Below are 21,740 nucleotides of genomic sequence, written 5' to 3'. Positions count from 1 at the left end.
CATTTTCTAATCAAAGGAGGACTCCAATGCGGACGATCTTGTTTGATTTCGACGGCACAGTTGCCGATACCCTCCCCTTGATCTTCACCGCTTTTCGCTCTACCTTTCAGCAGTTTTTGCAGGAGCATTATACCGACGAGCAGATTGTAGCTCTCTTTGGCCCCACGGAGATAGGCATTTTGCAAAACGAGCTTCCCCCACATGCGCATGACAACGCCCTCGCTCATTTTTATCGTGTATACACAGATGAACACTCCCGCGTACAAAACCCGGAAAATATCCGAAGCATGCTCGACGAACTTCACTCAGCAGGTATCCAAATGGGAATCGTAACAGGAAAAGGACGAAAAAGCGCTGACATCTCCCTTCGAGAATGGGGATTAGATTCGTATTTTTCCGTCGTGATCACAGGGGATGAGGTCACACATCCAAAGCCTCATCCAGAAGGTATTTTTACCGCTATGAAACAGCTAGGCGCTACGCCTGCGGAAACCATTTTCGTAGGCGACAGTGATGCTGACGTGTTGGCTGGTCGAGCCGCTGGTTTGCGAACAGTCGGTGTGGATTGGCTTTTGGTTACACAAAAGTCGGGAAAATTCGATCCCGAGCCTGACTACCACTTTACGGATGTGCACGCTTTTACCGATTGGATACTCAGACGCTAGATGAAAAAAGGGTGTGCCCTGCCGCCGAAGCGTGGACACACCCTTTTTTTGATTAATACGCCCGTCCGAACCAGACGCTATGCTGTGAGTCTTTACCGCAGCAAATGCAGGCTTTCTTTCGTACAAGAGGCTCAAACGGGATGTTGCGAGAGGTGAACTTGGTTTCCTCTTTGATCTTCGATTCACAAGCATCATCCCCACACCAGCCAGCTAACACCCATCCACTCAGCTTGTTTTCGCTCTCGCTTTTGGCAATATGAGCGGACAGTTGCTCCAGTGTATCGATCCCCAAATGTGAGTTCTCATCACGGAAGGCTAGTGCTTTTTGGAACATATTTTGCTGAATCTCTTCCAACAGTTGTACAACTGTTTGCGCGATACCTTCAAGTGAAACCGTCACCTTCTCCCCTGTATCACGTCGAGCCAGAATGACTTGACCATTTTCCACGTCGCGTGGGCCGAGCTCCAGACGCAGAGGAACCCCGCGCATTTCCCACTCATTGAACTTCCAGCCTGGTGTTTCTTCACGAAGATCAGCACGGACACGCACTCCTGCGGCCTTGATCTCGTCAAAGAGTGGATCAAACGCCTCCATGACTTTCTCGCGCTGCTTCATCGGACCGACTGGGATCATAATAACCTGTGTCGGAGCCATGCGAGGCGGCAACACTAGACCACGGTCATCGCCATGCACCATGATCATCGAACCAATCAGTCGCGTAGAGGTTCCCCATGATGTGGTGTGAACGTACTTGAACTGATTGTCACGATCCAAAAACTTGATTTCAAAGCCGCGCGCGAATTTATCGCCCAAATAGTGCGAGGTACCCGCTTGCACTGCTTTGCCATCCTTCATCATCGCTTCAATGGAATACGTGTCGACAGCACCAGCAAAGCGTTCACTTGGTGTTTTTTGTCCCTTCCAAACTGGAATGGCCAGCTCCTGCTCGACGACCTCTCGGTAAATCTCCAGCATTTGCATCGTTTCCTGACGAGCTTCCTCCTCTGTCGCATGTGCCGTGTGGCCTTCCTGCCAGAGAAATTCCGATGTCCGCAAGAACGGCATCGTCCGCTTTTCCCAACGAAAAACGTTTGCCCATTGGTTGATTAATACAGGCAGGTCGCGGTAGCTCTGAATCCATTGGCTGTACATATGTCCGATGATCGTTTCGGAGGTTGGACGTAGCGCGAGCTTTTCCTCTAGCGGCTCGCCCCCAGCCTCTGTTACCCAAGGCAACTCTGGATTGAAGCCCTCGATATGCTCTTTTTCTTTTTGAAAGAAGGACTCGGGGATCAGCATCGGGAAATAGGCATTGCGATGTCCTGTCTCTTTGAAGCGCTTATTCATCGCCTCTTGAATTCGCTCCCAGAGCTCAAAGCCATCCGGCTTGAACACGATGCAGCCGCGTACCGGTGTGTAGTCCATCAAATCCGCCTTTTTAATGGCATCGATGTACCAACGCGAAAAATCCTCCGATTGCGGTGTAATTTCTTTTACAAACGCTTTGTCCTCTTTCATCCGTCTACGCTCCTTTTTGATCTTACGTAAAATGCAAAAAATCCCCCATCCCAAAAAGGGACGGAGGATCAACTTCCGCGGTACCACCCTGATTGACTACAGCATAGCCATAGTCCTCTCGATAACCCGATAACGGTGGGCATCCGGCTAAGCTCTTCACCAGCGGCTTCAGGATGGGGTGCAGTTATCCTTTACGTATCAGCCTTCCAGACTAGGGCCGACTCTCTGTCACGGGGAATAGCTGCGGGTCCTTTCATAGCCTTTTGTGACTATCTATTAACTAAACATATTAGCGAGTCACATCGTGGTTGTCAATTGTTGGTACGCGCAGCGATTCTGGAGCCGAGCTTCACGTAGATCGGATACGCGACCACTGAAATCATAACACCTTTGAAGAGATTGAATGGTACGATTCCGTACAGAACCAAAGACCAGATACTTGTCGCATTGAACATGGTCAAGAGCTGTTCAATCGGCATTTGATAAAGCACAGCGTACGCAGGCAACAGCACATATGCATTTGCCACAGCCATGACAATCGTCATCAACAGCGTTCCCAGAGCAAGACCAGTCAGGAAGCCTTTTTTGCCTTGGCCGAGACGCTGCATGTAGACAGCCGCAAAAATAAAGCTTGATCCTGCTACGACGTTTGCGAGCTCACCGATCAACAGACCGTCTGTATTTTTGAAGAGCATGTGCAATGTATTTTTTAGTACCTCGATAATAACGCCAGCTACAGGTCCGTACATGAGTCCCCCGATCAATGCTGGGAGTGTACTGAAGTCCAGCTTCAAAAAGCTTGGCATCAGCGGAACAGGAACCTCGAGATACTGCAGAATAAATGCAACGGCCGCCAGCATGGGAATCGTCACCAGCTTTTGGGTTGCACGTGTGCGCGAAGAATGCAGCGCTGTTTCTTTCATGTTTACCATCTCCTCATTTTTCTACTCCTTCTTGAGGAATGGCAACAGTCGTTGTAGGCTCACACGTCTTGTTACACAAACAGAATAAACCCTGTGGCTATAAGTTCCACAGGGCATTTGCAAGCGTATGACAAAACCGTGCGCAAATAAAAGGTACAAGAAACAAGAGGGCTTGCCTCTACGTTCTCGTCCCGTTTGCACAGGCAAACAAGCACGTGTGATAAACGTACTGTCGTCATCCTTCTCCCATCCAGACTGTACTGTCGGCTCTGGAATCACACCAGATCCTGCACTCCGTCGCTATTTGCAGCTCGGGAGGCTCGCGGGCTTAACATGCACAAAGCATGATCACCGCCGGTCGGGAATTTCACCCTGCCCCGAAGGAATGTGTAGTTGTATACAGCATATTATACTGCTGTTTTTTGATTTGACAATAGAGGAAACTGCCAGCTCGACACTTTTTGTTTATTTTTCCGATGAGTTTAGTTTGAATAACGAATAAAAAAAGACACTTGCTAACTAGAGAGCACTTCATGCTATCATTCGCTTGTACAATAGAATCGGCTCCTCAAGGGTGGTCGCGGCTCATCCCCATTTGAAAGGGGGTGAGGCCTGTGGTAACGAATGATCGGACTGCTTTTCCAGTTTGGGTTGTTCCTGGTCGCTTTAATCGGCTTGGTTGTTACCTTGACCAAAAAGAAATAGACCGCCCTTGAGTTGACAGCTCTGCGGTCTATTTCACAACATAGTATTGAGCCGCACCCCTTTAGGGGAAGCGCCTTTTGTACCGACCGTTCCGGTTGCCGCCGGGACGGTCTTTTTTTACCTTATGCTTTTCGATCTCGTTACATCCAATATTACCACAACGACTTCAGATTATAAATCATCAAGAACCTGCTCCCCGATACTTCGTGACACCCCAGTTCCAAACGAGTAGCCCAATCCCAAAGAAAATAATAGCCACTACTGGCGTCATTGCCGCATAGGTGTACCAAACTTCCTTGCGCAAAAAGTAAGCCGCCGGATAAACACCCACGAAGGCAAACGGCAGCACGTAGGTAAGCACAAAGCGTATGGCCTTGTTGTACACGTCTACCGGATAGCGCCCATACTGCTGGATGTTGTAAATCATCGGGGCAATCCCTGTCCGCGAGTCAGAAAAGAAGCTAACCGCAGCAATCGCGGTGTACACGCCACCGTAAATCAGTGCCCCGCTGATCGAGAGCCCGATAAAGATGAACACGTCGTACCAGTAAAACGACAAATCGAGTTGAATGGCAGCATACCCCATGATGATGATCCCGGTTATGACTCCAAAAATGCGGTCTGGCGCAATCGACTCGAGGCATACCTGTGCCAGATTGTGAATCGGTCTCGTCAGGATACGATCCATCTCGCCCCGAATGATATACCGTTCGTTGAAGTCCCAAAAGCCAAAGAACATCGAGAACAACGCGTATGGAACCAAAAAGAAACCATAGATAAAGATGATCTCATCACGCGTCCAATCCCCCATCAAAGGAACATGCGTGAACACGACAATAATAAAGACGAGATTGATCAACTCTGAAACCAGATTAGACACAAAATCCCCGAGAAAATCCGTTCGATAGGCAAGTCTCGTCTTGAAGTACTGGCTCAGGTAGTCGGCAAAAATACTGAAAATATGTCTCATGTTTTGCATGCTCTACCCTCCTTGCACAACCAGCTTGTTGCGGGCAAGACGCCACATCACCAAGATGGGAACCAGTATGACAAACATCCAGATGACCTGAAAACCGATCAATTCCCAGGAACGTTCCGTTGTAATTGCTCCTGTGAAAATCAGGCTCGGATAGTAGTTAACCGCCTGAAATGGAAGGTAACCCATTACCGTTTGCGCCCAGCCCGGGAAAAAGCTGATCGGAAGCACGAGACCAGACAACAGATCCACTACGACCCGCTTGGCTCGCATCATACCATCGTTTCGGAATAGGAAGAAAGTCAGTAAGCCTGTCACCAGATTGATTTGTGTATTGATCAAAAACGCACACATCAAGCTGATCAAATACAGTCCCCATCCTGTCCCTGTCGCCGGGAAGCTAAACGGAATAATCAGGCTGATAAGGAAGATCCCCGGACCCGCAAAAAAGAGAAAGCGAAAGATCCCTTCCCCAAACGCCTGCGCCGTTTTCACGGACAAATAATTATAAGGGCGTATCATTTCGATCGCGACCTTGCCTTCTCGGACATCCTGGGCTATTTCTGTATCGATGTTGTTAAAATAAAACGCCCGCGACATCCAAGCAATCGCAACGTAGGAAGTCATCTGTTCCACTGTAAGCCCGCCCAGCTGCTGCTGGCCTCCGTAGATCGCTCCCCACAAAAAGTAGTACGCACCGATGTTGATCGCGTAGATAATGATCCCGCTGTAATAGTTCACACGATAGGCAAGCATCGTCAAAAACCTCATGCGGATGAGTTCCATATAAAGCTTACGCATGGCTGGCTACCTCTTGGTCGGAGGAATAAATGTTGCGAACGATATCCTCTGTGCTCGTCTCTTCGATTTTCACGTCGCTGACTTCAAACGATGACATGACTGTCGACAAAACAAAGGGCAGCATTTCCTGACTCCGCGCTACTTTTACACTGAGGGTAAAATCATTGATTTGCTCGATCTCACAAGGCATCTCTCCCAATGCCTGACGGAGTGCGGCTGTTGAAGTGCGCTTTTTCATTTGGAAGGACACCTCTGTGCCATTGCCCCATTTTTCTTTGAGGTCATTCAGCAAGCCATCGAAGATCAGCTTCCCTTTGTCCATGACAAGCACGCGTTTACAGAGTGCTTCGATGTCTGACACATCGTGAGTCGTCAACAAGATCGTCATATTTTCCGTCTCATTCAGATTGCGGAGAAACTCCCGGATTTTTTGCTTAACGAGCACATCGAGTCCAACTGTCGGTTCATCGAGAAATAGCAGGCGTGGCTTATGAATCAAGGAAGCAGCCACTTCACAGCGCATCCGTTGTCCGAGACTTAGCTTGCGTACTGGCTGACTGACGAACGGAGAAATATCCAGCTCCTCAATCAAACGCTCCAGCCACTTTTCTCCTTCTGCCTCGTCTACCTTATAAACACTTTTCAACAGACGGAAGGACTCTAGCGGAGATAAGTCCCACCAAAGCTGAGAGCGCTGCCCGAAAACAACTCCGATGGATCGAACGTAGTCTTCCCGCTGCTTGAAAGGCACATAGCCGTTAATGACGATTTCGCCGTCGCTCGGGGTCAAGATTCCGGTCAGCATCTTGATCGTGGTCGATTTTCCGGCACCATTTTCCCCTATCAGTGCGAACATTTCCCCTTCCTCTACTGTAAAGGAAAGGTCATCCACCGCATTTACCGTCTTGTACTCCCGACTGAACAAATCACGAAAAGCACCACCAAGACCCGGTCTGGATTGATGGATGCGGAAATCCTTTTGTAAATGATTTACCTGAATCATGGAATACCGTCCTTTTTTCTTCGCTTAAATACCATTTGTAGTGTATATGAGCCAATCGAATTGTGCAAAAGGCAAACTGCACCAAACTGTTAATGAAGAGAAAGGATCATTCCCGTTTTGTCGTCTGACTTTTTGAAGCGGATATAGCGGATGCACTCGGGATCGTTGTTTTCCAGAGAGATGAGCTCGTCTGTATAACGTTGCAGCCCTTTATGTACGATCGGCAGCACCGTCTCTTCCCACTTCGGCTGTGCTCCACCTAAAGCTCTCGGCATGAAAAGACCATCCGTTGCCAGCACCAATGCCTTCACGCCAACTCGATTCATGCGGCCATACTCTATAAAATCCCGACAGGCAGCATCACCATTCAACACTCCGTAGCCTCCTGGTCCATTCGCCTGATAGCGGTTATGGATCAGGATGTCCATACATCGTTCGTACAGCTCTGTTCGCGTACACAATCCTTCTTTGATTCCTTCTTCCCACTTCGCCAAGGCTGCCTGTTCCAAATGGCTGACTTGCGTATGCGTCAGGGGTCGTACCGTGTCATCATCATAAACGGCAAATATCATGCAATCTCCCAACTGCGCGTACTCGATATGGGCATCTCCTACACGGACGACTGCACAGGCCGCTCCCCACAATGCTTCCTTTTTCTCAAGATCAATGCCGCTTTGCCGCATCTGCTCCTGAAGGGCTACGTTTATCGTCTCCAAATAATCGTGCAAAGCTGCATCCTCAGGCATTGCTTCCAGTTGCTTTTTTACGAGCTCAGCCGCGATAGCTCCGCCTGTCTGTCCTGCTGCGTTCTCATACGGAATCAGCGACGTAATGCCGTCGATAACCGCATACACATGCTTGACCTGCTGAATCACATAGGCGTCCTCATTGCTTTTGCCGCTTCCTTTCATGGAGATGCTCTCAAGTTTCATGATGACCCCGCCTTTACCCATGGAGTGATTTGCTTGAAAATTGTATCATTTTTCCTTTCCTTCATCTATAGCTCTCCGTTCATATCCAGTTGTTGAACAGCTGTGGTAAGATAATGAAGGACTTTTTACAAAAGAGGTAGTTTCAAAAGAAAAGAGGGAATATGCATGAAACGTGAACGATCCGCGCAACTGCACGAGGAAGCACTCGACGTCATTCTAGGCGGGGTAAACAGCCCTTCCCGCTCTTTCAAGGCTGTAGGCGGGGGAGCACCCGTAACGATGGAACGTGCCCAGGGCGCGTATTTCTGGGACGTGGACGGCAATCGATATATTGACTACTTAGCAGCATATGGCCCCATCATTACTGGCCATGCACATCCACATGTGACCGAAGCGATTTGCGAAGCAGCTGCCAACGGAACCCTGTACGGTACTCCTACTCCATGGGAAATTACTTTCGCAAACATGATCCGCGAAGCAATCCCTTCGATGGAGCGCATTCGTTTTAACAACTCCGGTACAGAAGCAGTCATGACCTGCATTCGTGTAGCACGTGCCTATACCGGACGTGTCAAAATCATCAAATTCGCAGGCTGCTACCACGGTCACTCTGATTTGGTGCTGGTTGCAGCTGGCTCCGGACCATCAACCTTGGGGATTCCAGACAGTGCGGGTATTCCACAAAGCATCGCCAGCGAAGTCATTACGGTACCTTTTAATAATGTCGAAGCATTTGCAGAAGCTATGAACAAATGGGGCAGCGAAACGGCTTGCGTCCTCGTGGAGCCGATTGTCGGCAACTTCGGTATCGTGGCACCTGAGCCTGGCTTCTTGGAAGAGGTTAACCGCATTACGCATGAAGCAGGCGCACTTGTCGTCTACGATGAAGTGATTACGGCCTTCCGCTTCTGCTACGGCGGAGCACAAAACCTCCTCGGAGTCGAGCCTGATCTGACTGCATTGGGCAAAATTATCGGTGGCGGTCTGCCAATCGGTGCTTATGGCGGTCGTCGGGAAATCATGGAACAAGTCGCCCCACTCGGACCTGCGTATCAAGCAGGAACAATGGCTGGTAATCCTGCTTCCATCCGTGCGGGAATCGCCTGCCTGGAAGTATTGAAGCAGCCGGGCGTGTACGATGAATTCGAACGACTGGGCTCCATGCTTGCGAACGGAATCACCGAGGCAGCCAACAAACACGGCGTAACCATCCAGCTCAATCGTGTAAAAGGGGCATTGGCTGTTTACTTTGCGGACGAGCCTGTTCATGATTATGATGCAGCTCAGAAAGCGAATGGAGAAATTTTTGCCCGCTTCTTCCAGCTGATGCTGAATGAAGGTGTATGCCTGGCACCATCTAAATATGAAGCTTGGTTCGTGACCACAGCTCATACAGAAGAAGACATTCAATTCACCATCGCAGCTGTAGACCGCGCCTTTTCTCAGCTGTAAACCATTCCCACGTCCTTTCGCATCCGTCCAAGGAAATAATAAGCGTGTTCGCGATTATGTTTTCGAGGAGGATATTTCGGTGTCCAAAGGTGAAAAATCATATCCGCAGGCTCCTGAAAAGACGTTGGATTCCAAAATGAGCAGTAAAATGCTCGAAGTGACCGGCTTTCAAAACCCGCGAAAAACCGAGCACCACAAAACTCAAAATCACGACAGATAATCAAGAAAACAGACACATTCCTAATCATGATGACGAGGAATGTGTCTTGTTTTTTCGCATGTGGCAACATTGTCAATAATGGTCAGAGATTGTACAATAAAATAGTGAAACTGTCATAGGACTTATTCGTATACATGAATATGGGACAGAATGAAGTAGTAAGGTTACATGTATGGCTTAGCAACATTTCGTTTTCATAGATTACAACGAGGAGTGAGTGTGGAATGTTTTTCCATCCTATGGATTTCCTGATTCTGATTGCATTCGGACTGTCGCTCTGGGCACAGTTTCGTGTGAAAGGAACTTTTAACAAATTCGCCGAAGTTCCTACCTCCTCCGGTCTTACCGGTGCAGAGGCCGCCCGCCGCATGCTCGATGCGAACGGCTTGACGAACGTTCCTGTTCAACATATCCCAGGTACATTGACTGACCACTACGACCCGACTGATCGTGTCGTACGCCTGTCTGATCCTGTATACTTCGGCAACTCGATTGCCTCTCTGTCCGTTGCTTGTCACGAGGTCGGCCATGCGATTCAGCACAAGGTCTCGTACCCGATGCTGGTAGCACGCCATCGCATTTTCCCGGTAGTCAACCTGGTGTCCGGTGTAGCGCCATTGCTGCTGTTGGCTGGTTTCTTCTTTAAAATGGCTGGACTTTTGCTCATCGGGATTATCTTCTTCTCCGGAGCGGTTGCCTTCCAGCTCGTCACACTGCCTGTCGAGTTTAACGCAAGTAGCCGTGCGAAAGATCTGATGCTCAAAATGGGCTTCATTCGCAATGAAGAAGAGCGTGGCGCAAGCAAAGTACTGGGCGCAGCCGCTCTGACGTACGTAGCTGCTGCTCTGATCTCTGTTCTGGAGTTGGCGAAATACATCATGATTTTCCGTAGCTCTGACGACTAATCCGTTTAATGAAACGGCAAAGGTACAGCTCTCTCACAGGGGGGCTGTACCTTTTTTCATAAGGCTACGTTACAATTAGGCGGGGGGTTTTGCACATGCGAATTGGAATCATTGGATTAGGCAGTATGGGACAAATGCTGGTGAAATCGCTCTGTAAAAGCGGTGTGATCCAGCCCGAGCATATCACCGTCTTCAATCGAACAAGAGAAAAGGCTGAACATCTGCAGGCATCACATGGTATTCTCATAGCCGAAAGTGCGCAAGAGGTGTGCAACCAGACAAATCTGGTCTTTCTCTGCACAAAGCCACTGGATATCCTGCCTGTACTGCGAGAGTTGTCTATCCCTGAAAGTGTACATATCGTTTCTGTGGCAGCAGGTGTTAGCATCGATGATTTGGAAACCGTCCATGCTGGTGCCGTAAGCAAGGTAATTCCTACCGTCACTTCGCAAGAGCTGCATGGTGTATCTCTATTTACATGCAGCAGTCGAACAAGTGCAGAGGATCGAGATGAGCTTCTCACTCTCCTGTCTTCCATTAGTCAATCACAGGAAGTATCCGAGGTCGAGATTGAAACAGCGACGATCCTCACCAGCAGCGCACCTGGACTGATCGCAGGGATTCTTGATTCGTTCGCGCAGGCAGCCGTTCGCAAAACACCAGAGCTAGACCTGGATACGGCGAGAAGCATGCTGGTGGAAACGATGCTGGGAACCGCTCTTTTGCTCAAAAACGAACAGCTTAGCTTCGACCAACTGATCGAACGTGTGGCTACCAAAGGTGGCATTACCGAGGAAGGCTTGCGTGTTCTTGACAAGACGCTTCCTTCTGGGTTTGACGAGTTGTTTGCGATGACAGAATCCAAGCACGCTGCTTTGAAGATACTTGTCCAACAACAAATAAAAGCATAAATCGCGGATAGGAGAACAAGACGATGATCATCGGTTGGATTGGTTTGGGAAACATGGGCATACCAATGGCTAGCAATCTGCTGGCTGCTGGCTACGACGTACGTGTCTGGAATCGTACGCCAGGAAAAGCTGCACCATTGGTGGCATTGGGTGCGAAAGAGACAGCCGCTCTGTCAGATTTGGTAGCACAATGCGATGTACTGTTCACGATGGTAAGCGATGATGATGCAGTAAAAGCAATCTATACTGGCACAGACGGTCTCTTGAGCCTGTCCATTCAAGGCAAGCTTGCAGTAGATATGAGCACGATTTCACCGGATACATCCCGTTATATCGCAGAGCAAGCCCAGGAAGCTGGACTGCGCTTTCTCGATGCACCTGTGTCCGGTAGCGTAGGGCCTGCCAAAGAAGGCAAGCTCGTCATCATGGTAGGCGGAGAGCAGGCTGATTTTAAGGTAGCCAAGCCTATGCTGGACAAGCTGGGCAAAGCCGCGTTTTATTTGGGACCAAACGGAGCGGGTACATCTGCGAAGCTGGCGATCAACCTGCTGCTCGGCATTACAGTACAAGGTGTGTCTGAAACATTACTATTCGCACGATCCCTCGGCATTGGTACGGAGCAAATGCTGGACATCATTTCCGAGAGCGCCGTAGGAACACCACTCATTCGCGGAAAAGCGGCTTCCATCCTCGCTGACAACTATCCGGCTGCCTTTGCCCTAAAGCATATGGCCAAGGACCTTCGACTTGCGAATGAAGCAGGCGTCTCTACCCCATTGGCTGAATCCGTAAATGCGACCTATCGTCATGCATTGGAAGAAGGCTTGGGCGAGCTGGATTTGATGGCGATCCTGCGTCATCTCGAGGGAAAATGATACTCCCGCCACTTACCTACCGGTTGGGGTGGGGGGTTCTTATGTGTCGTCGTTACTGGACTATGTACGTACAGTGTTGCAATTATTTTTGAAATCACCGCAAGAAAGCGAAGCTAACAAAAAAACAGGTCAATCATGGTTGTATCTGACCATAATCGACCTGTTTTTTGTATCGGAATAGCACTTTTTAGGGTATAAAACTAAAACATTGATGTGCGTACAAATAAAATGAAAAAGTCTTTATTCGAATACAACTTGAGTTAAGTCTACTTAGATTCATCTGCCCTACTCATTCGGCACTGGGTGGGGTCTACTCATCAACAAACCGCAATAGGATAAAAAACCACAATACGGGTGGCTATCTCGTATTATGGCTATGTTGGGTGTATTGTACGATCTTGTTGTTGAGGTCGTAAATAGGCTTACAAAAAAATCTTGATTCTACCCATTATTCTTCAATGCTATATTTCTCTTTAATTCTTAATAAATATTCGTTAATTTCATCTTTTTTATCTTCGTTCTTTTCAATATAGAAATTACATGCTACCTGTAAGTAATCAAATAGTTCTTTATAACTGACAATATCATAAGTATCATCTACACCATAATAAAACAAAATGCAATTCTCACCAAAATACCCTTCATCCCCTACATCGTATTCATCAGAATATATAACTCCTATATAATCTCGTCTCTCAACATACTCGTTAAAAAAACCTTCTAATACCTTAACAAAGTCATATTCCAATACAAAATCACCAAGAACATCAATGACTGAGCCTTTTTCAAGTCCTTTTTCTTCGTACATGAGAATCAACTTATTCTTATCGTCGTAAACAGTGGTCATTATGTTATCTCCTTAATTTTCTTCAAATTTCAATACCGGATAAAAGTTTTCGATTTCTCCAGTATCAGTATTTTTTATTCCTTCAAACTTCAACCCATTACTTGAAACTCCTTGGATTTTTTGCTTATTTGTTTGACTTTTTAATTGATTGACTCTTTGCGATTTTATTCCTTCTTCCATTGCCTCTTTTCCTAATCGAACAATATCGTCATTGGAAATTACATTAGGGTCATATATGGTTTTCTTAAGAGGTGGCTTATCTTCTTTTGGTACAACTTTATATTCCCCTGTTCCTTTTCCTTGGTAGTTCTTTACTTCAACCTTTAATCTATATTCAATATCATATATTCCCTGGATATCCGGATGTTCTTTTCTTCCTATTTCTTCATATCCATATTTCCCATTTGTGTCAAAGAATTTCTTAAATTCCTCATAATTATGCCCACCACTAACACCTTTCCAGTCCGTACATTTTGTAACTTCTCCGGTTAAATGTTCAACATAGTAACCTTCTTTATACTTAAGATTACCCGTCCCCTCATTATCTCGCTTATTATTTCTATTATTCCCATGATTATTGTTATGCCCGCCACCACCATTCCCGTCCACCGAAAAGAACATCGGCCTACCTGTATTAGGAACCAGATTGGAAAATCCTTGCATAGCAGCTAAAAAACTATTAACCATCTCTTGCATTTCTTTCAACGCATCTTCAACAGTCTTCGCCTTTGTTTTGAACTTCCCATCCAGCGTTTCCATATCTTTTTTAATAGAGTCAAAAAGTCCGAATAATGGAGTTTCATTTCCGTCGCTTCTATTGCTTCCGTTGCTTCCGTTGCTTCCATCGCTGCCGTTACCGTCTGGCGTACGATCCCTTTTTGGTCCATCTGGCGTCAGTTTGGCTGCTGTAGTCACTGTCTTCATAGCGGCTCCACCCATTCCACCTGACAGTCCACTCACGATTACCTCAGCACCTATGACATTTACTCTTCCCGTATTCCTACCTCGTTGGTAGCTTTCCTCCAGTGTTCTTTTTAGCTTTGCTTCTTTACCTCCATGCTTGTCTTCGAACTGGTGTAGCCAATTCATCCCGACCGGAATAACGTAGTCCTGCATGACGCTCTCACCGACTTTTTCACCAGCCGCTTGTATATCTTGACCGATTTCAACGAACGACTTCTCGCCCTGAAACACATCTCCTACATATTTTGCCGCACTTGTAGCTTTTTGTTCTGTTTCTTTTGCTAAGTTGTTCCCCTCGGTTAACGACTTAACCTCCGTTCCCCTGATGTTGGTGACCGTCTCACCCTCATCACTCGCTAACAATTGTACTCCCGTGTAGGCAACATCGGCAACATCTACGGCAAAGTTCCATAGCGACGACAGGGTCTCTTCAACGACTTCCCCTTCCCCTTTGGATTCCGCCGCATCGTGATCTGCGAGTCGTTTATCTACCGCGCCCTGCCAGCCTAGACTCTTCATATCTTTTTCAAACGGACTCAAGATAGGATCAAACGTCTGGCTCTTCTCCGCATCCAGAAGAATCTGGTCGCTACTCGTGCCGTTCTCTTCTACTAATGCGATCGTATCCGTAGCTGTATCGAGATACATCCCTTCCGAACCCACCATGTAGACAGCGGCACCATTTACATTCAGTTCTCCTGACGCGTGAATGTTTACATTCGTGGTACTGTTCAGACTCACACCCCAGAGGCTACTCAGCGAGATTTCCAACGCACCTTCTTTGGCGGTCATCCTCAGTTCTGTGTCTCCCATGGTGAATTCTTTTCCTTGTGGGTTGCCAAACGATTTGACTCCCGGGTCCACCATTCGCTTATCGTTCTTCTCGACAAAGCTTCCCTGTGGCGCATGACGGACGGAGTTGATAACCATCGCATCGTCCTCATCGGCACCTGGGAAATACAATTTTACTTTAGAGCCGATCTCCGGCATGAGGTATAGGATTTGGTTGCCTTCCGCCCCATACGGGAACCACTGTGCCTTGCTCTTATCTTGCGTTTTATCGATAGTGAGATGGATTTTGACTTGGTTTCGTCCGATTTGAATGATTTTCCCGTCGATAGCGGCACCGATGATGGCTTTGTTATAGATCTTCTTTTGTTTCACACTTTTGCGAGTTGCGCAAACATACGTCCATCTGAATAGACCATCTACCATGCTTGCTATTCGCTTGGTAATAGCGAAGGTCTGCCCCTCTCGCAACACTTCATCCCCAAGCTCTAAAACATCGTCGTGTTCAAACGTGTAGGTTCTATATGGTGCGATGGACTGGTTAACCTCGTATGGCCTGTCTTTCAGCTTGATCTGCTTTCTTCCCTCTGGTAGACCGACCCAGAAGCGCACCTTATTCGCACTCACATCTGGTACGAGGACAGCCCCTACGTGAGAGGCAATTCGTTTTAAAAACACCCAGTCCGTCTCTTCGTATTGCATGATGTATTTGCCCTGTTTGAGATCATCGAAGGCGTTATCGATCATATCTCCACCAGGATACTTCGACACGAGCTCATCTACAATACTTGAGTACAATCGGCTCTCGTCTTGAAATGAACACATTTTCACGCTCATATCCATGGCATAGGTATGCGATACAGCTTCCACCGTCAAATAGTGGACATCACGGACAACCTTGATCTCCACATGATGTAGCCGTCCGATAAATATCGACTTCTTCTGCTTTCCTACCTTCTGACACAGCTCAATTACGTCCTGGCTGCTTGCTCTATGTATAATCTCATCTTCTTTTTCTTCGGGAACAATACCTGTAAAGCGTAATTTTGCGTGTTCGCCAGTTTGATGGACAAATTCCAACCGATCAAGTCGGATCGTTCCATAGGACCAGACAATCTGTATATCCTGATAGGTCATGACTCCATCAGTTACCTGCATAAACTTCTCTCCTTCAATCACATCAATCCTGCCCATCCTTTTCAATCGTAATAATCCCTTTGACAGTACAAATCAGCTCCGACTTACTGAGCAATGCTGGCTCGTTTTTTACGAGTACATCGTGCTTTCCATCCGTCCACTTGTTAGCTATCATTGGTTTACATACGGTTCCTGTGTCCCTGCAAATACCAAAACATCCAATATTGGCATCGACAACGTTATCCGCAATATTCATGACCGGTTTACCACGTGCGTATACTCCGTGGCATTGCGGTAAATTTAAAAAGCTGGTGTCTGTTCCCTCACTGCATTTTACGGTTGCCCCACGTACGACATAGGAATACTCACCGTGTGCCTTCGGAGCCAGAAGTTGAAGCAAAGGCAAAAGCATCTCCCTACTCCCCTTTCGTTACATAACATTGCAATAACTCATACCAGTCGCATCGTTCGAATCAAGGCTCTAGCTAATGGCTGCCATACAATCACTTCGTCAGCTGCGAAATGGAAGCTACCGAGCAGCATTCTCTCCTTTAGTGCAGTAACAAACAAGATTTGATAATACTTCCCGTTCTTTAGCGGTATGACGAATTCGCTACTCGCCACCTTCACTTCACTGAGCTCAATCACTTCGTTATGTACGACTTGCAAGCCCGCTTGCTTTTTTTTCAACTGAATCGTCATTGTACTCAAAAATTGCTCTACATCGTCCATCTGTATGAGGTGCGTCATATGTGTCAGACCAAACATGACTGTGCCTTTTTCATTTTTGTAAGTCATCTGATCATGCTGGTGAGTTGTATTTCCTTTTGATTCGATCCCTCTAGGAATCAGCCACATAGACGTGGGGAGATGAATCGCCATCTGCTCGTCGAAAAATAGCTTCTCTTCACAATAAATCGTTTGCCCTTCGTACTCAATGACACCAAGCTGCACTCCTGCCAGCCATTCTTCAGGTGACATTTGTGCCATCTTCTCTTCTACTTCCTTGATTTCACGTCGTTTCTGGATGTCATTCCAGGCATCCAAGATCTTCTCATCCCAGTAGACGGTCATGACTCCCTCCGTTACGCCTGCTCTACTTTTTGTAAAACGAAGCCCGTATAGCTTCTACGCAGTAAGCTTTCTGCTGCATCGAGACTCACCACGATATACGGCTCCAAAATTCCTTCAATGGCAAAAAAATGATGCGCCTTGACCTTTTCGCGGTCTAACACAAGTCTCTTTACGGTTCCATTTAGATAAAACTCGCTATCCTGTGAAAGACAATCCAAGGTAGGTATTTGCATGACCCAGTACACGTTTTGTGAGCCAGATCGCTTGTCTATCAAATGGACACATTTCCACTGAATTCTCGGATTGTATTTCTCGATAATCGACTTCATCTGTTGTGACATCATAGGCACAGGCTTTTCCAGCCAGTCTGTGTACTCATTGAAGCTATGTTCAGCGACATCTAAAATCGAGACAAGCGGGAGCTGTGCGAAGCTGTCTTCATTTCGTAGACCCTGCGGTTTCACCTTTTGAGCGATTCGACTGTCATCCATGAGTTGGTAGTAATCTCTCATGTCATCCCGCCCCCTTGATTTGATCTCGTGTGGAACCATCATCGATATGCACATCTTCGCTAAAGTCTTTAAACTCCCCGACTCTGATGCGCAAACATTTCGCCTTATTTATCTCCGAATACTCTGGGAGTTTTATGGCTTCTTGGATCGCTATCCGGATCAGATCCGTCACCATTTGACTAAAACAGTCCAAACGCTTCCATACCATATGCTCCACATCCGCTGTGTGTAGAACACCGATGTACTTTTTACGCTGCTCATCTAGAAGACGAATCAACGATGAAATCTCTTGAAAAGCCCAATTGGCGTCGTATCTGGCATAGCATTCGACAGGTTCCCAATACCACTGATCTGTATAAGCCTCGATGAGGTAGGTATATGTACCTTCCAGAATAGATGTCCTCAGCATGGAGTAATGAATAAATCCAACTGGTGCTAGCTCCTCACGATCCTGCATGACTTTGATCCGACTTGCGATCTGTCGAAACGACTCCACAAACTCATCGACGAGCTGGGCTTGATGTTGATGGAAAAATAGCTGGACTGCCGCCACTCGTTCTGCCAAAGCAGGTAAAAACACCTGGTCGTGCAGATGCTGGAGTGCTTCTTCTTTCATCATGACCGTGTGTTCCTCCCATTAGTTCATTTTTATCTCTGATCCCTTGATCTCGATCTTTTCATTTAATGAAATGGTGTTTCCTTTTCCAATCAGCTCGATCTTATCGGCTTTGACGCGTAGCGTTTGCCCGATCAGATACGCCTCTTTACTAGCACTAATGCTCACATTTTTATCACTCACGATCTCGATTCCGGTATCATCGCTGATTGTGATAGACATACCGCCTGCTGATATCACGATCTTATCTGGCGCCAGCATGATCTCCTTGCCGTATTTCGTGCGGAAGGTCTTCACAGCCGGATCTTTCATCCGATCGGGACCCGCGCCCGCGCTCGGTCTTGAGCTACTTGGAGCGGAGGACTTTTGGGGAGCCGGAGATTTGGCATCTGGGTTATCTCGGAGCACCGAGCTGATGGCAATACCGTCCTCTTCCTTTTTACTCGGGAAGTAGATTCGTATCTGGTCGCCTATTTCCGGCATGACATACCAACCTGTATTGTTCTCGGACGTATAGATCGTCGAATAAGGGAACCAGTAAGCGGTACTCTCATCCTGTTGATCATCCATGTCTAGTTTGGCTCTGATATTATCTTTTTGAATCTGAAGAACGCTCCCTTGGATAGAGGCACCGATGATCGCGTTGTTATACATTTTCTTGCGCGAGAGTCCCTTATGTGGAAAGAGCTTGTAGATATGCGTCAGTATTCCTTCCTTCATTTCAGTGACGGCTTCTCCGACGACAAGCTTCTTGGACTTGAAGCTCACTTCATCACCGACTTCGAGGATCTGCGGGCTTTCCACTTCATATACCGTAAAATCTTGATCATCAATTCCTGGCACTCGGTTTTCCGCAGCGCTCTGATATTCCCCCACCCTCTTTTGTACCGTATAATGCGCGACCTCTAGCTTGCCTTTATCCTTCCCTTTGGGCAGACCGAAATAAAATTTGGGTAGATCAAAAGCCGTTGCAGGCACCAAGCCTGTATAGAATCGCGAAGCCATCCGCTTGAGAAACTGCCAGTCGGTTTCTTCATATTGCATCACAAACGTATTGATTGCCTTGCCGTTCGTGACCGAATCAATAAAATCGGCTTTCCCATATGAGGACAGCACCATTTTGACTAGCGCCGCATAAGTCATCCCTGGATTTTGGAATGAGCGTTTTCTCGGTTTGACATCCAATAAGTAGCTATGTGAAACAGCCTTCACTGTTAGGTAATAAATGCCCCTGACAGATTGGATGTTTACATTCGTCACGATGCCTTGAAACCATGGCTTCGGCTGCCCCTTCTCGTCCGTCAAAGCTATTTTGATATGCGTTTGTTCATTTGTTAGATTCACATAGCTGTCTTTCAGCTCATCTGGAATAATGCCCGTGATCGTTACCTTCGCGTGTTCGTTCATCTTTTTAACCACTTTTAGTGATTGCAAATGCGTGAATTTGTAAGGTGTCACTTGAATATTTCCATAGGTTAAAACCCGATTACTCACGTAGACTCATCCCTCCGTAGATATATCCAATGTTCTATCTCCTATACCAAAATAGACCATTCTTGATAGATAAATTAATGGTAGTAGTTGTTTCGATTACCATAAATAAGCATAAAGTCCTTTTTTTATTTTCAACCTAGTGCTTTTTACCCTGTTTTTGGAAATGTCTAATTGCCCTACCTACTTGTTGACCATATCCTGTAACTACTAACACATAGGTAGCTGGGCTACAAGAAGAAGCACAAAACGCACCGACTATATGGACAACCTTTGGGGTGTTTTATAATGGAGAATTCATTACGCACGAAATATTGAGCTCAAACAAATTTGACAAATTACTAACAGAGCTTTTATTAGATGAAAAAAAAGAAAGACCGGAATTCTCTCCGGTCTTTCAGGCTATTGCTTGGCCTTCAGCCACGCATTAAAAATCTTTGCTTCCTCTACTGCCCGTTGATCTGACCATACATCACCGGGTTTGTTGCCTTCCCCGATCATATAGCCTGCAAATGGCATTCCGACGAAAGAAAAAACATAATGAAACTGCTGGATTAGTGGCAGCCCCTTTAATCTGGGCTGGTCTCCACCAGTCGTAATGACATATGCCTGCTTTTGTCCGAGAGATTCTTTGAAGGAATAACGCTTGTCACGCAAGCTCTGCGACCAGCGATCCACATAGTTTTTCATATGCCCTGACATGCCGTACCAATAGATGGGCGTAGAGAAAATCAGAAAATCATGGGCGAGTACCGCTTCTGTCACTTCATCGTAATCATCCGCGACTGCATCGAAGCCTCCCTCGTCATGCCTTTGGTCGTGAATCGGGCGAATGTTTTTTTCTCGCAGACGAATACTGGTGTGCGGTACGCCGTCCAATGCCAAATTAGTCAATTGCTCCGTGTTTCCTGCATCTCTTGAGCTTCCATGCAATACGAGAATGTTCATGTGCTCACCCATCCTTACATCTTTGTTTGCTCCTTTTATTGTATGGGGAAAGAAGGGCTTTCTCAAACCTTAAAGGGCCTAACCGATTCTTTAAACTGTCGGACGACCACCTCCAAACAAAAAAGGCTGCCTTCCCAGTAGAAAAGTCTACGGAAAGACAGCCTGTTCTGTTTTAATTTACGGAAACCCCACTCGAATGCTCCGTCTGCTTTTTTTGCAAGCGCAACGCAAAAAGGAAAGCAACGAGTAACAATCCAGCAGATACATAATAAACAGCCCGGACTCCCTGCCATTCAGCGATAGCCCCCATCACCAAGGCAGAAGCGCCAAAGACAAGTAAATCAATCGTCCCCTTCGCTGACATGACATAGGGCAGTGCTGATTCCTCAGTCTCTTGCTGCAAAAGTGTCTGCTTGCTTACATGCACCATTTCCAAAAATGGGCCCAGTGCAAAGGAAAACAGCAGTGCCACAAGAGCGTTCGTACTGCTGCCAAAACAAAAGGTAAAGAATCCGACGCCAATCGTACCGCAAATGATCCAGCGAAATAAATGGCGACGCATCCGCTCCGCATACATCAATAGCAGCGTCCCACCTGCAATGGCTCCAAGCATGTAACCGGCATTGATGTAGCCCCACCATTCTTCGCCTTGTCCAAGCACATCGAGGACAAATGGCAGCATAATCGCAGCGATCCACACACCCCCCGACAAGCCGATCACGATATCCATTGCGACCAGCAGTCGCAGTACAGGTACATCGCGAATTGTCTTCCATCCAGTGAGCCAATTTATTGTCGCCTTAGCTGCCTGTTCTTCACGCGGCTTTTCGCTTGCGGGTACAATACCTGTCATCGCGATCGTTGCCACAACATAGGCACCAACCGTTCCCCACAGAACAACACCTGCTCCCAGCCAAGAAACGAGTAATCCCCCTGCGGCCCAGCCAGCAAAATGAACGGTTTGATCCGAGGTGGCAAGCAACCCATTCGCTCGCATGAGGTCTTCTCGTCCGACCAACTGCGGTACCATGGCATTACGCGCAGGGTTTGCCCAGCCATCCATAAAGGCGATGGTTGACCCCAATCCGAACAACAGCCAGATCCACTCTCCCTGCTCTCCTACACCGCTGCTGACAGCTAATGAAGCTGCAGCCAAAAGTATCGTCTTCAAGCCTTGCGACAGCACGAGCATGCCCGTCAACGACAATCGCTGAAACACCAACGGAGCCAACAAGCTGCTCACAGACTGCGACGCTACGATGACAACCGGAATAAACGCCGTGTACATGACAGAGCCAGTTGCAGCGTAGATGATCGAAATAAACGCGACAATATAAAATACATCCCCAAGGTTGGCCAATGTCTGACCCGCCCAGAGGCAAATAAAGCGTCGATGCCACATAAAGCACACCCTCCTGTCGGTTCAGGACCAGCCTATACGTCCTGATGGAATATGAAGTTATTCACACCGACTCG

Annotated in this window: 22 protein-coding genes, 1 pseudogene and 1 riboswitch; of the genes and pseudogenes, 8 read left to right on the top strand and 15 right to left on the bottom strand. The window is 47.2% G+C overall.

Features of this window, described 5'->3' with window-relative positions; all coding sequences use genetic code 11:
* The first annotated feature begins 26 nt into the window (after nucleotides 1–26).
* A complete protein-coding gene (locus HPY27_RS12525) occupies nucleotides 27–665 on the top strand; it encodes an HAD family hydrolase (protein ID WP_173622802.1) in 639 nt (212 codons plus the stop codon).
* 52 nt (nucleotides 666–717) lie between these two features.
* Here the strand turns inward: HPY27_RS12525 and proS are convergent, their stop codons facing one another.
* Nucleotides 718–2,184 carry a proline--tRNA ligase gene (gene proS / locus HPY27_RS12520; protein WP_174225118.1) on the bottom strand — a complete coding sequence of 489 codons (1,467 nt, stop codon included), beginning with the start codon at nucleotides 2,182–2,184 and terminating at the stop codon, nucleotides 718–720.
* A 311-nt stretch (nucleotides 2,185–2,495) separates the two neighbouring features.
* Nucleotides 2,496–3,107: an ECF transporter S component gene (locus tag HPY27_RS12515; protein WP_017250168.1), complete on the bottom strand. Its 612-nt coding sequence runs from the start codon at nucleotides 3,105–3,107 to the stop codon at nucleotides 2,496–2,498.
* Between the two features lie 234 nt (nucleotides 3,108–3,341).
* A riboswitch (FMN riboswitch) is annotated at nucleotides 3,342–3,496 on the bottom strand.
* 235 nt (nucleotides 3,497–3,731) lie between these two features.
* On the opposite strand from HPY27_RS12515, the gene HPY27_RS30595 reads away from it, so the two are divergent.
* On the top strand, nucleotides 3,732–3,812 hold the full coding sequence (locus HPY27_RS30595) for a putative holin-like toxin (RefSeq protein WP_371814327.1): 81 nt from the start codon (nucleotides 3,732–3,734) through the stop codon (nucleotides 3,810–3,812).
* A gap of 181 nt (nucleotides 3,813–3,993) precedes the next feature.
* On the opposite strand, the gene HPY27_RS12510 is transcribed toward HPY27_RS30595, so the two are convergent.
* From HPY27_RS12510 to HPY27_RS12495, 4 genes are all read right to left on the bottom strand, one after another.
* Nucleotides 3,994–4,791 (bottom strand): ABC transporter permease, encoded by a 798-nt coding sequence (locus tag HPY27_RS12510; RefSeq protein ID WP_017250167.1) that lies wholly within the window; start codon nucleotides 4,789–4,791, stop codon nucleotides 3,994–3,996.
* A 3-nt stretch (nucleotides 4,792–4,794) separates the two neighbouring features.
* Nucleotides 4,795–5,589, bottom strand: a complete 795-nt coding sequence (locus tag HPY27_RS12505) for an ABC transporter permease (RefSeq protein ID WP_173622800.1) — start codon at nucleotides 5,587–5,589, stop codon at nucleotides 4,795–4,797.
* The gene (locus HPY27_RS12500; RefSeq protein ID WP_017250165.1) at nucleotides 5,582–6,592 is read right to left on the bottom strand and encodes an ABC transporter ATP-binding protein; all 1,011 of its coding nucleotides are present in this window, start codon (nucleotides 6,590–6,592) and stop codon (nucleotides 5,582–5,584) included. Before HPY27_RS12500 ends, HPY27_RS12505 begins: the two co-directional genes overlap by 8 nt.
* A gap of 89 nt (nucleotides 6,593–6,681) precedes the next feature.
* Nucleotides 6,682–7,524 (bottom strand): protein phosphatase 2C domain-containing protein, encoded by an 843-nt coding sequence (locus HPY27_RS12495; RefSeq protein ID WP_254612885.1) that lies wholly within the window; start codon nucleotides 7,522–7,524, stop codon nucleotides 6,682–6,684.
* A gap of 165 nt (nucleotides 7,525–7,689) precedes the next feature.
* Here HPY27_RS12495 and HPY27_RS12490 point away from each other — a divergent pair, with 165 nt between their 5' ends.
* The 5 genes from HPY27_RS12490 (at nucleotide 7,690) to HPY27_RS12470 (ending at nucleotide 11,887) form a co-directional block, all read left to right on the top strand.
* Complete coding sequence (locus HPY27_RS12490) at nucleotides 7,690–8,976, top strand: glutamate-1-semialdehyde 2,1-aminomutase (protein WP_217437952.1); 1,287 nt, start codon at nucleotides 7,690–7,692, stop codon at nucleotides 8,974–8,976.
* A gap of 79 nt (nucleotides 8,977–9,055) precedes the next feature.
* Entirely contained in the window at nucleotides 9,056–9,196 is a 141-nt protein-coding gene (locus tag HPY27_RS12485; RefSeq protein WP_007729817.1) for a hypothetical protein, read from the top strand.
* 224 nt (nucleotides 9,197–9,420) lie between these two features.
* Entirely contained in the window at nucleotides 9,421–10,101 is a 681-nt protein-coding gene (locus tag HPY27_RS12480) for a zinc metallopeptidase (RefSeq protein WP_047073720.1), read from the top strand.
* Nucleotides 10,102–10,196: 95 nt separating this feature from the next.
* Nucleotides 10,197–11,012 carry a pyrroline-5-carboxylate reductase family protein gene (locus HPY27_RS12475; protein WP_174225116.1) on the top strand — a complete coding sequence of 272 codons (816 nt, stop codon included), beginning with the start codon at nucleotides 10,197–10,199 and terminating at the stop codon, nucleotides 11,010–11,012.
* A 23-nt stretch (nucleotides 11,013–11,035) separates the two neighbouring features.
* Complete coding sequence (locus HPY27_RS12470; protein ID WP_174225115.1) at nucleotides 11,036–11,887, top strand: NAD(P)-dependent oxidoreductase; 852 nt, start codon at nucleotides 11,036–11,038, stop codon at nucleotides 11,885–11,887.
* Nucleotides 11,888–12,335: 448 nt separating this feature from the next.
* Here the strand turns inward: HPY27_RS12470 and cdiI are convergent, their stop codons facing one another.
* The 7 genes from cdiI to HPY27_RS12435 are packed head-to-tail and all read right to left on the bottom strand — an operon-like array spanning nucleotide 12,336 to nucleotide 19,319.
* Nucleotides 12,336–12,734, bottom strand: a complete 399-nt coding sequence (gene cdiI / locus HPY27_RS12465) for a ribonuclease toxin immunity protein CdiI (RefSeq protein WP_174225114.1) — start codon at nucleotides 12,732–12,734, stop codon at nucleotides 12,336–12,338.
* A 12-nt stretch (nucleotides 12,735–12,746) separates the two neighbouring features.
* Nucleotides 12,747–15,644 carry a CdiA family toxin C-terminal domain-containing protein gene (locus HPY27_RS12460; protein ID WP_254612884.1) on the bottom strand — a complete coding sequence of 966 codons (2,898 nt, stop codon included), beginning with the start codon at nucleotides 15,642–15,644 and terminating at the stop codon, nucleotides 12,747–12,749.
* Nucleotides 15,645–15,666: 22 nt separating this feature from the next.
* On the bottom strand, nucleotides 15,667–16,035 hold the full coding sequence (locus HPY27_RS12455) for a DUF4280 domain-containing protein (protein WP_174225113.1): 369 nt from the start codon (nucleotides 16,033–16,035) through the stop codon (nucleotides 15,667–15,669).
* A 38-nt stretch (nucleotides 16,036–16,073) separates the two neighbouring features.
* Nucleotides 16,074–16,697 (bottom strand): hypothetical protein, encoded by a 624-nt coding sequence (locus tag HPY27_RS12450; RefSeq protein ID WP_017250155.1) that lies wholly within the window; start codon nucleotides 16,695–16,697, stop codon nucleotides 16,074–16,076.
* Nucleotides 16,698–16,708: 11 nt separating this feature from the next.
* On the bottom strand, nucleotides 16,709–17,209 hold the full coding sequence (locus HPY27_RS12445) for an imm11 family protein (RefSeq protein ID WP_174225112.1): 501 nt from the start codon (nucleotides 17,207–17,209) through the stop codon (nucleotides 16,709–16,711).
* 1 nt (nucleotide 17,210) lies between these two features.
* The gene (locus HPY27_RS12440) at nucleotides 17,211–17,828 is read right to left on the bottom strand and encodes a hypothetical protein (protein WP_173622792.1); all 618 of its coding nucleotides are present in this window, start codon (nucleotides 17,826–17,828) and stop codon (nucleotides 17,211–17,213) included.
* A gap of 18 nt (nucleotides 17,829–17,846) precedes the next feature.
* Complete coding sequence (locus tag HPY27_RS12435) at nucleotides 17,847–19,319, bottom strand: contractile injection system protein, VgrG/Pvc8 family (protein ID WP_017250153.1); 1,473 nt, start codon at nucleotides 19,317–19,319, stop codon at nucleotides 17,847–17,849.
* A 230-nt stretch (nucleotides 19,320–19,549) separates the two neighbouring features.
* Here HPY27_RS12435 and HPY27_RS12430 point away from each other — a divergent pair.
* Nucleotides 19,550–19,747: pseudogene (locus HPY27_RS12430) on the top strand (YoaP domain-containing protein); the annotation flags it as partial.
* Here HPY27_RS12430 and HPY27_RS12425 read toward each other — a convergent pair.
* Complete coding sequence (locus HPY27_RS12425) at nucleotides 19,719–20,264, bottom strand: flavodoxin family protein (protein WP_173622790.1); 546 nt, start codon at nucleotides 20,262–20,264, stop codon at nucleotides 19,719–19,721. The pseudogene HPY27_RS12430 and the gene HPY27_RS12425 overlap by 29 nt on opposite strands.
* 172 nt (nucleotides 20,265–20,436) lie before the next feature.
* A complete protein-coding gene (locus tag HPY27_RS12420) occupies nucleotides 20,437–21,666 on the bottom strand; it encodes an MFS transporter (protein WP_173622789.1) in 1,230 nt (409 codons plus the stop codon).
* Between the last annotated feature and the right edge of the window lie 74 nt (nucleotides 21,667–21,740).

Origin of the sequence: Brevibacillus sp. HB1.1, assembly GCF_013332445.1 — a bacterium.
GTDB lineage: Bacteria > Bacillota > Bacilli > Brevibacillales > Brevibacillaceae > Brevibacillus > Brevibacillus porteri.
Note: the sequence above shows the minus strand (reverse complement) of the source record. Positions and strands in the feature narration are given on the sequence as shown.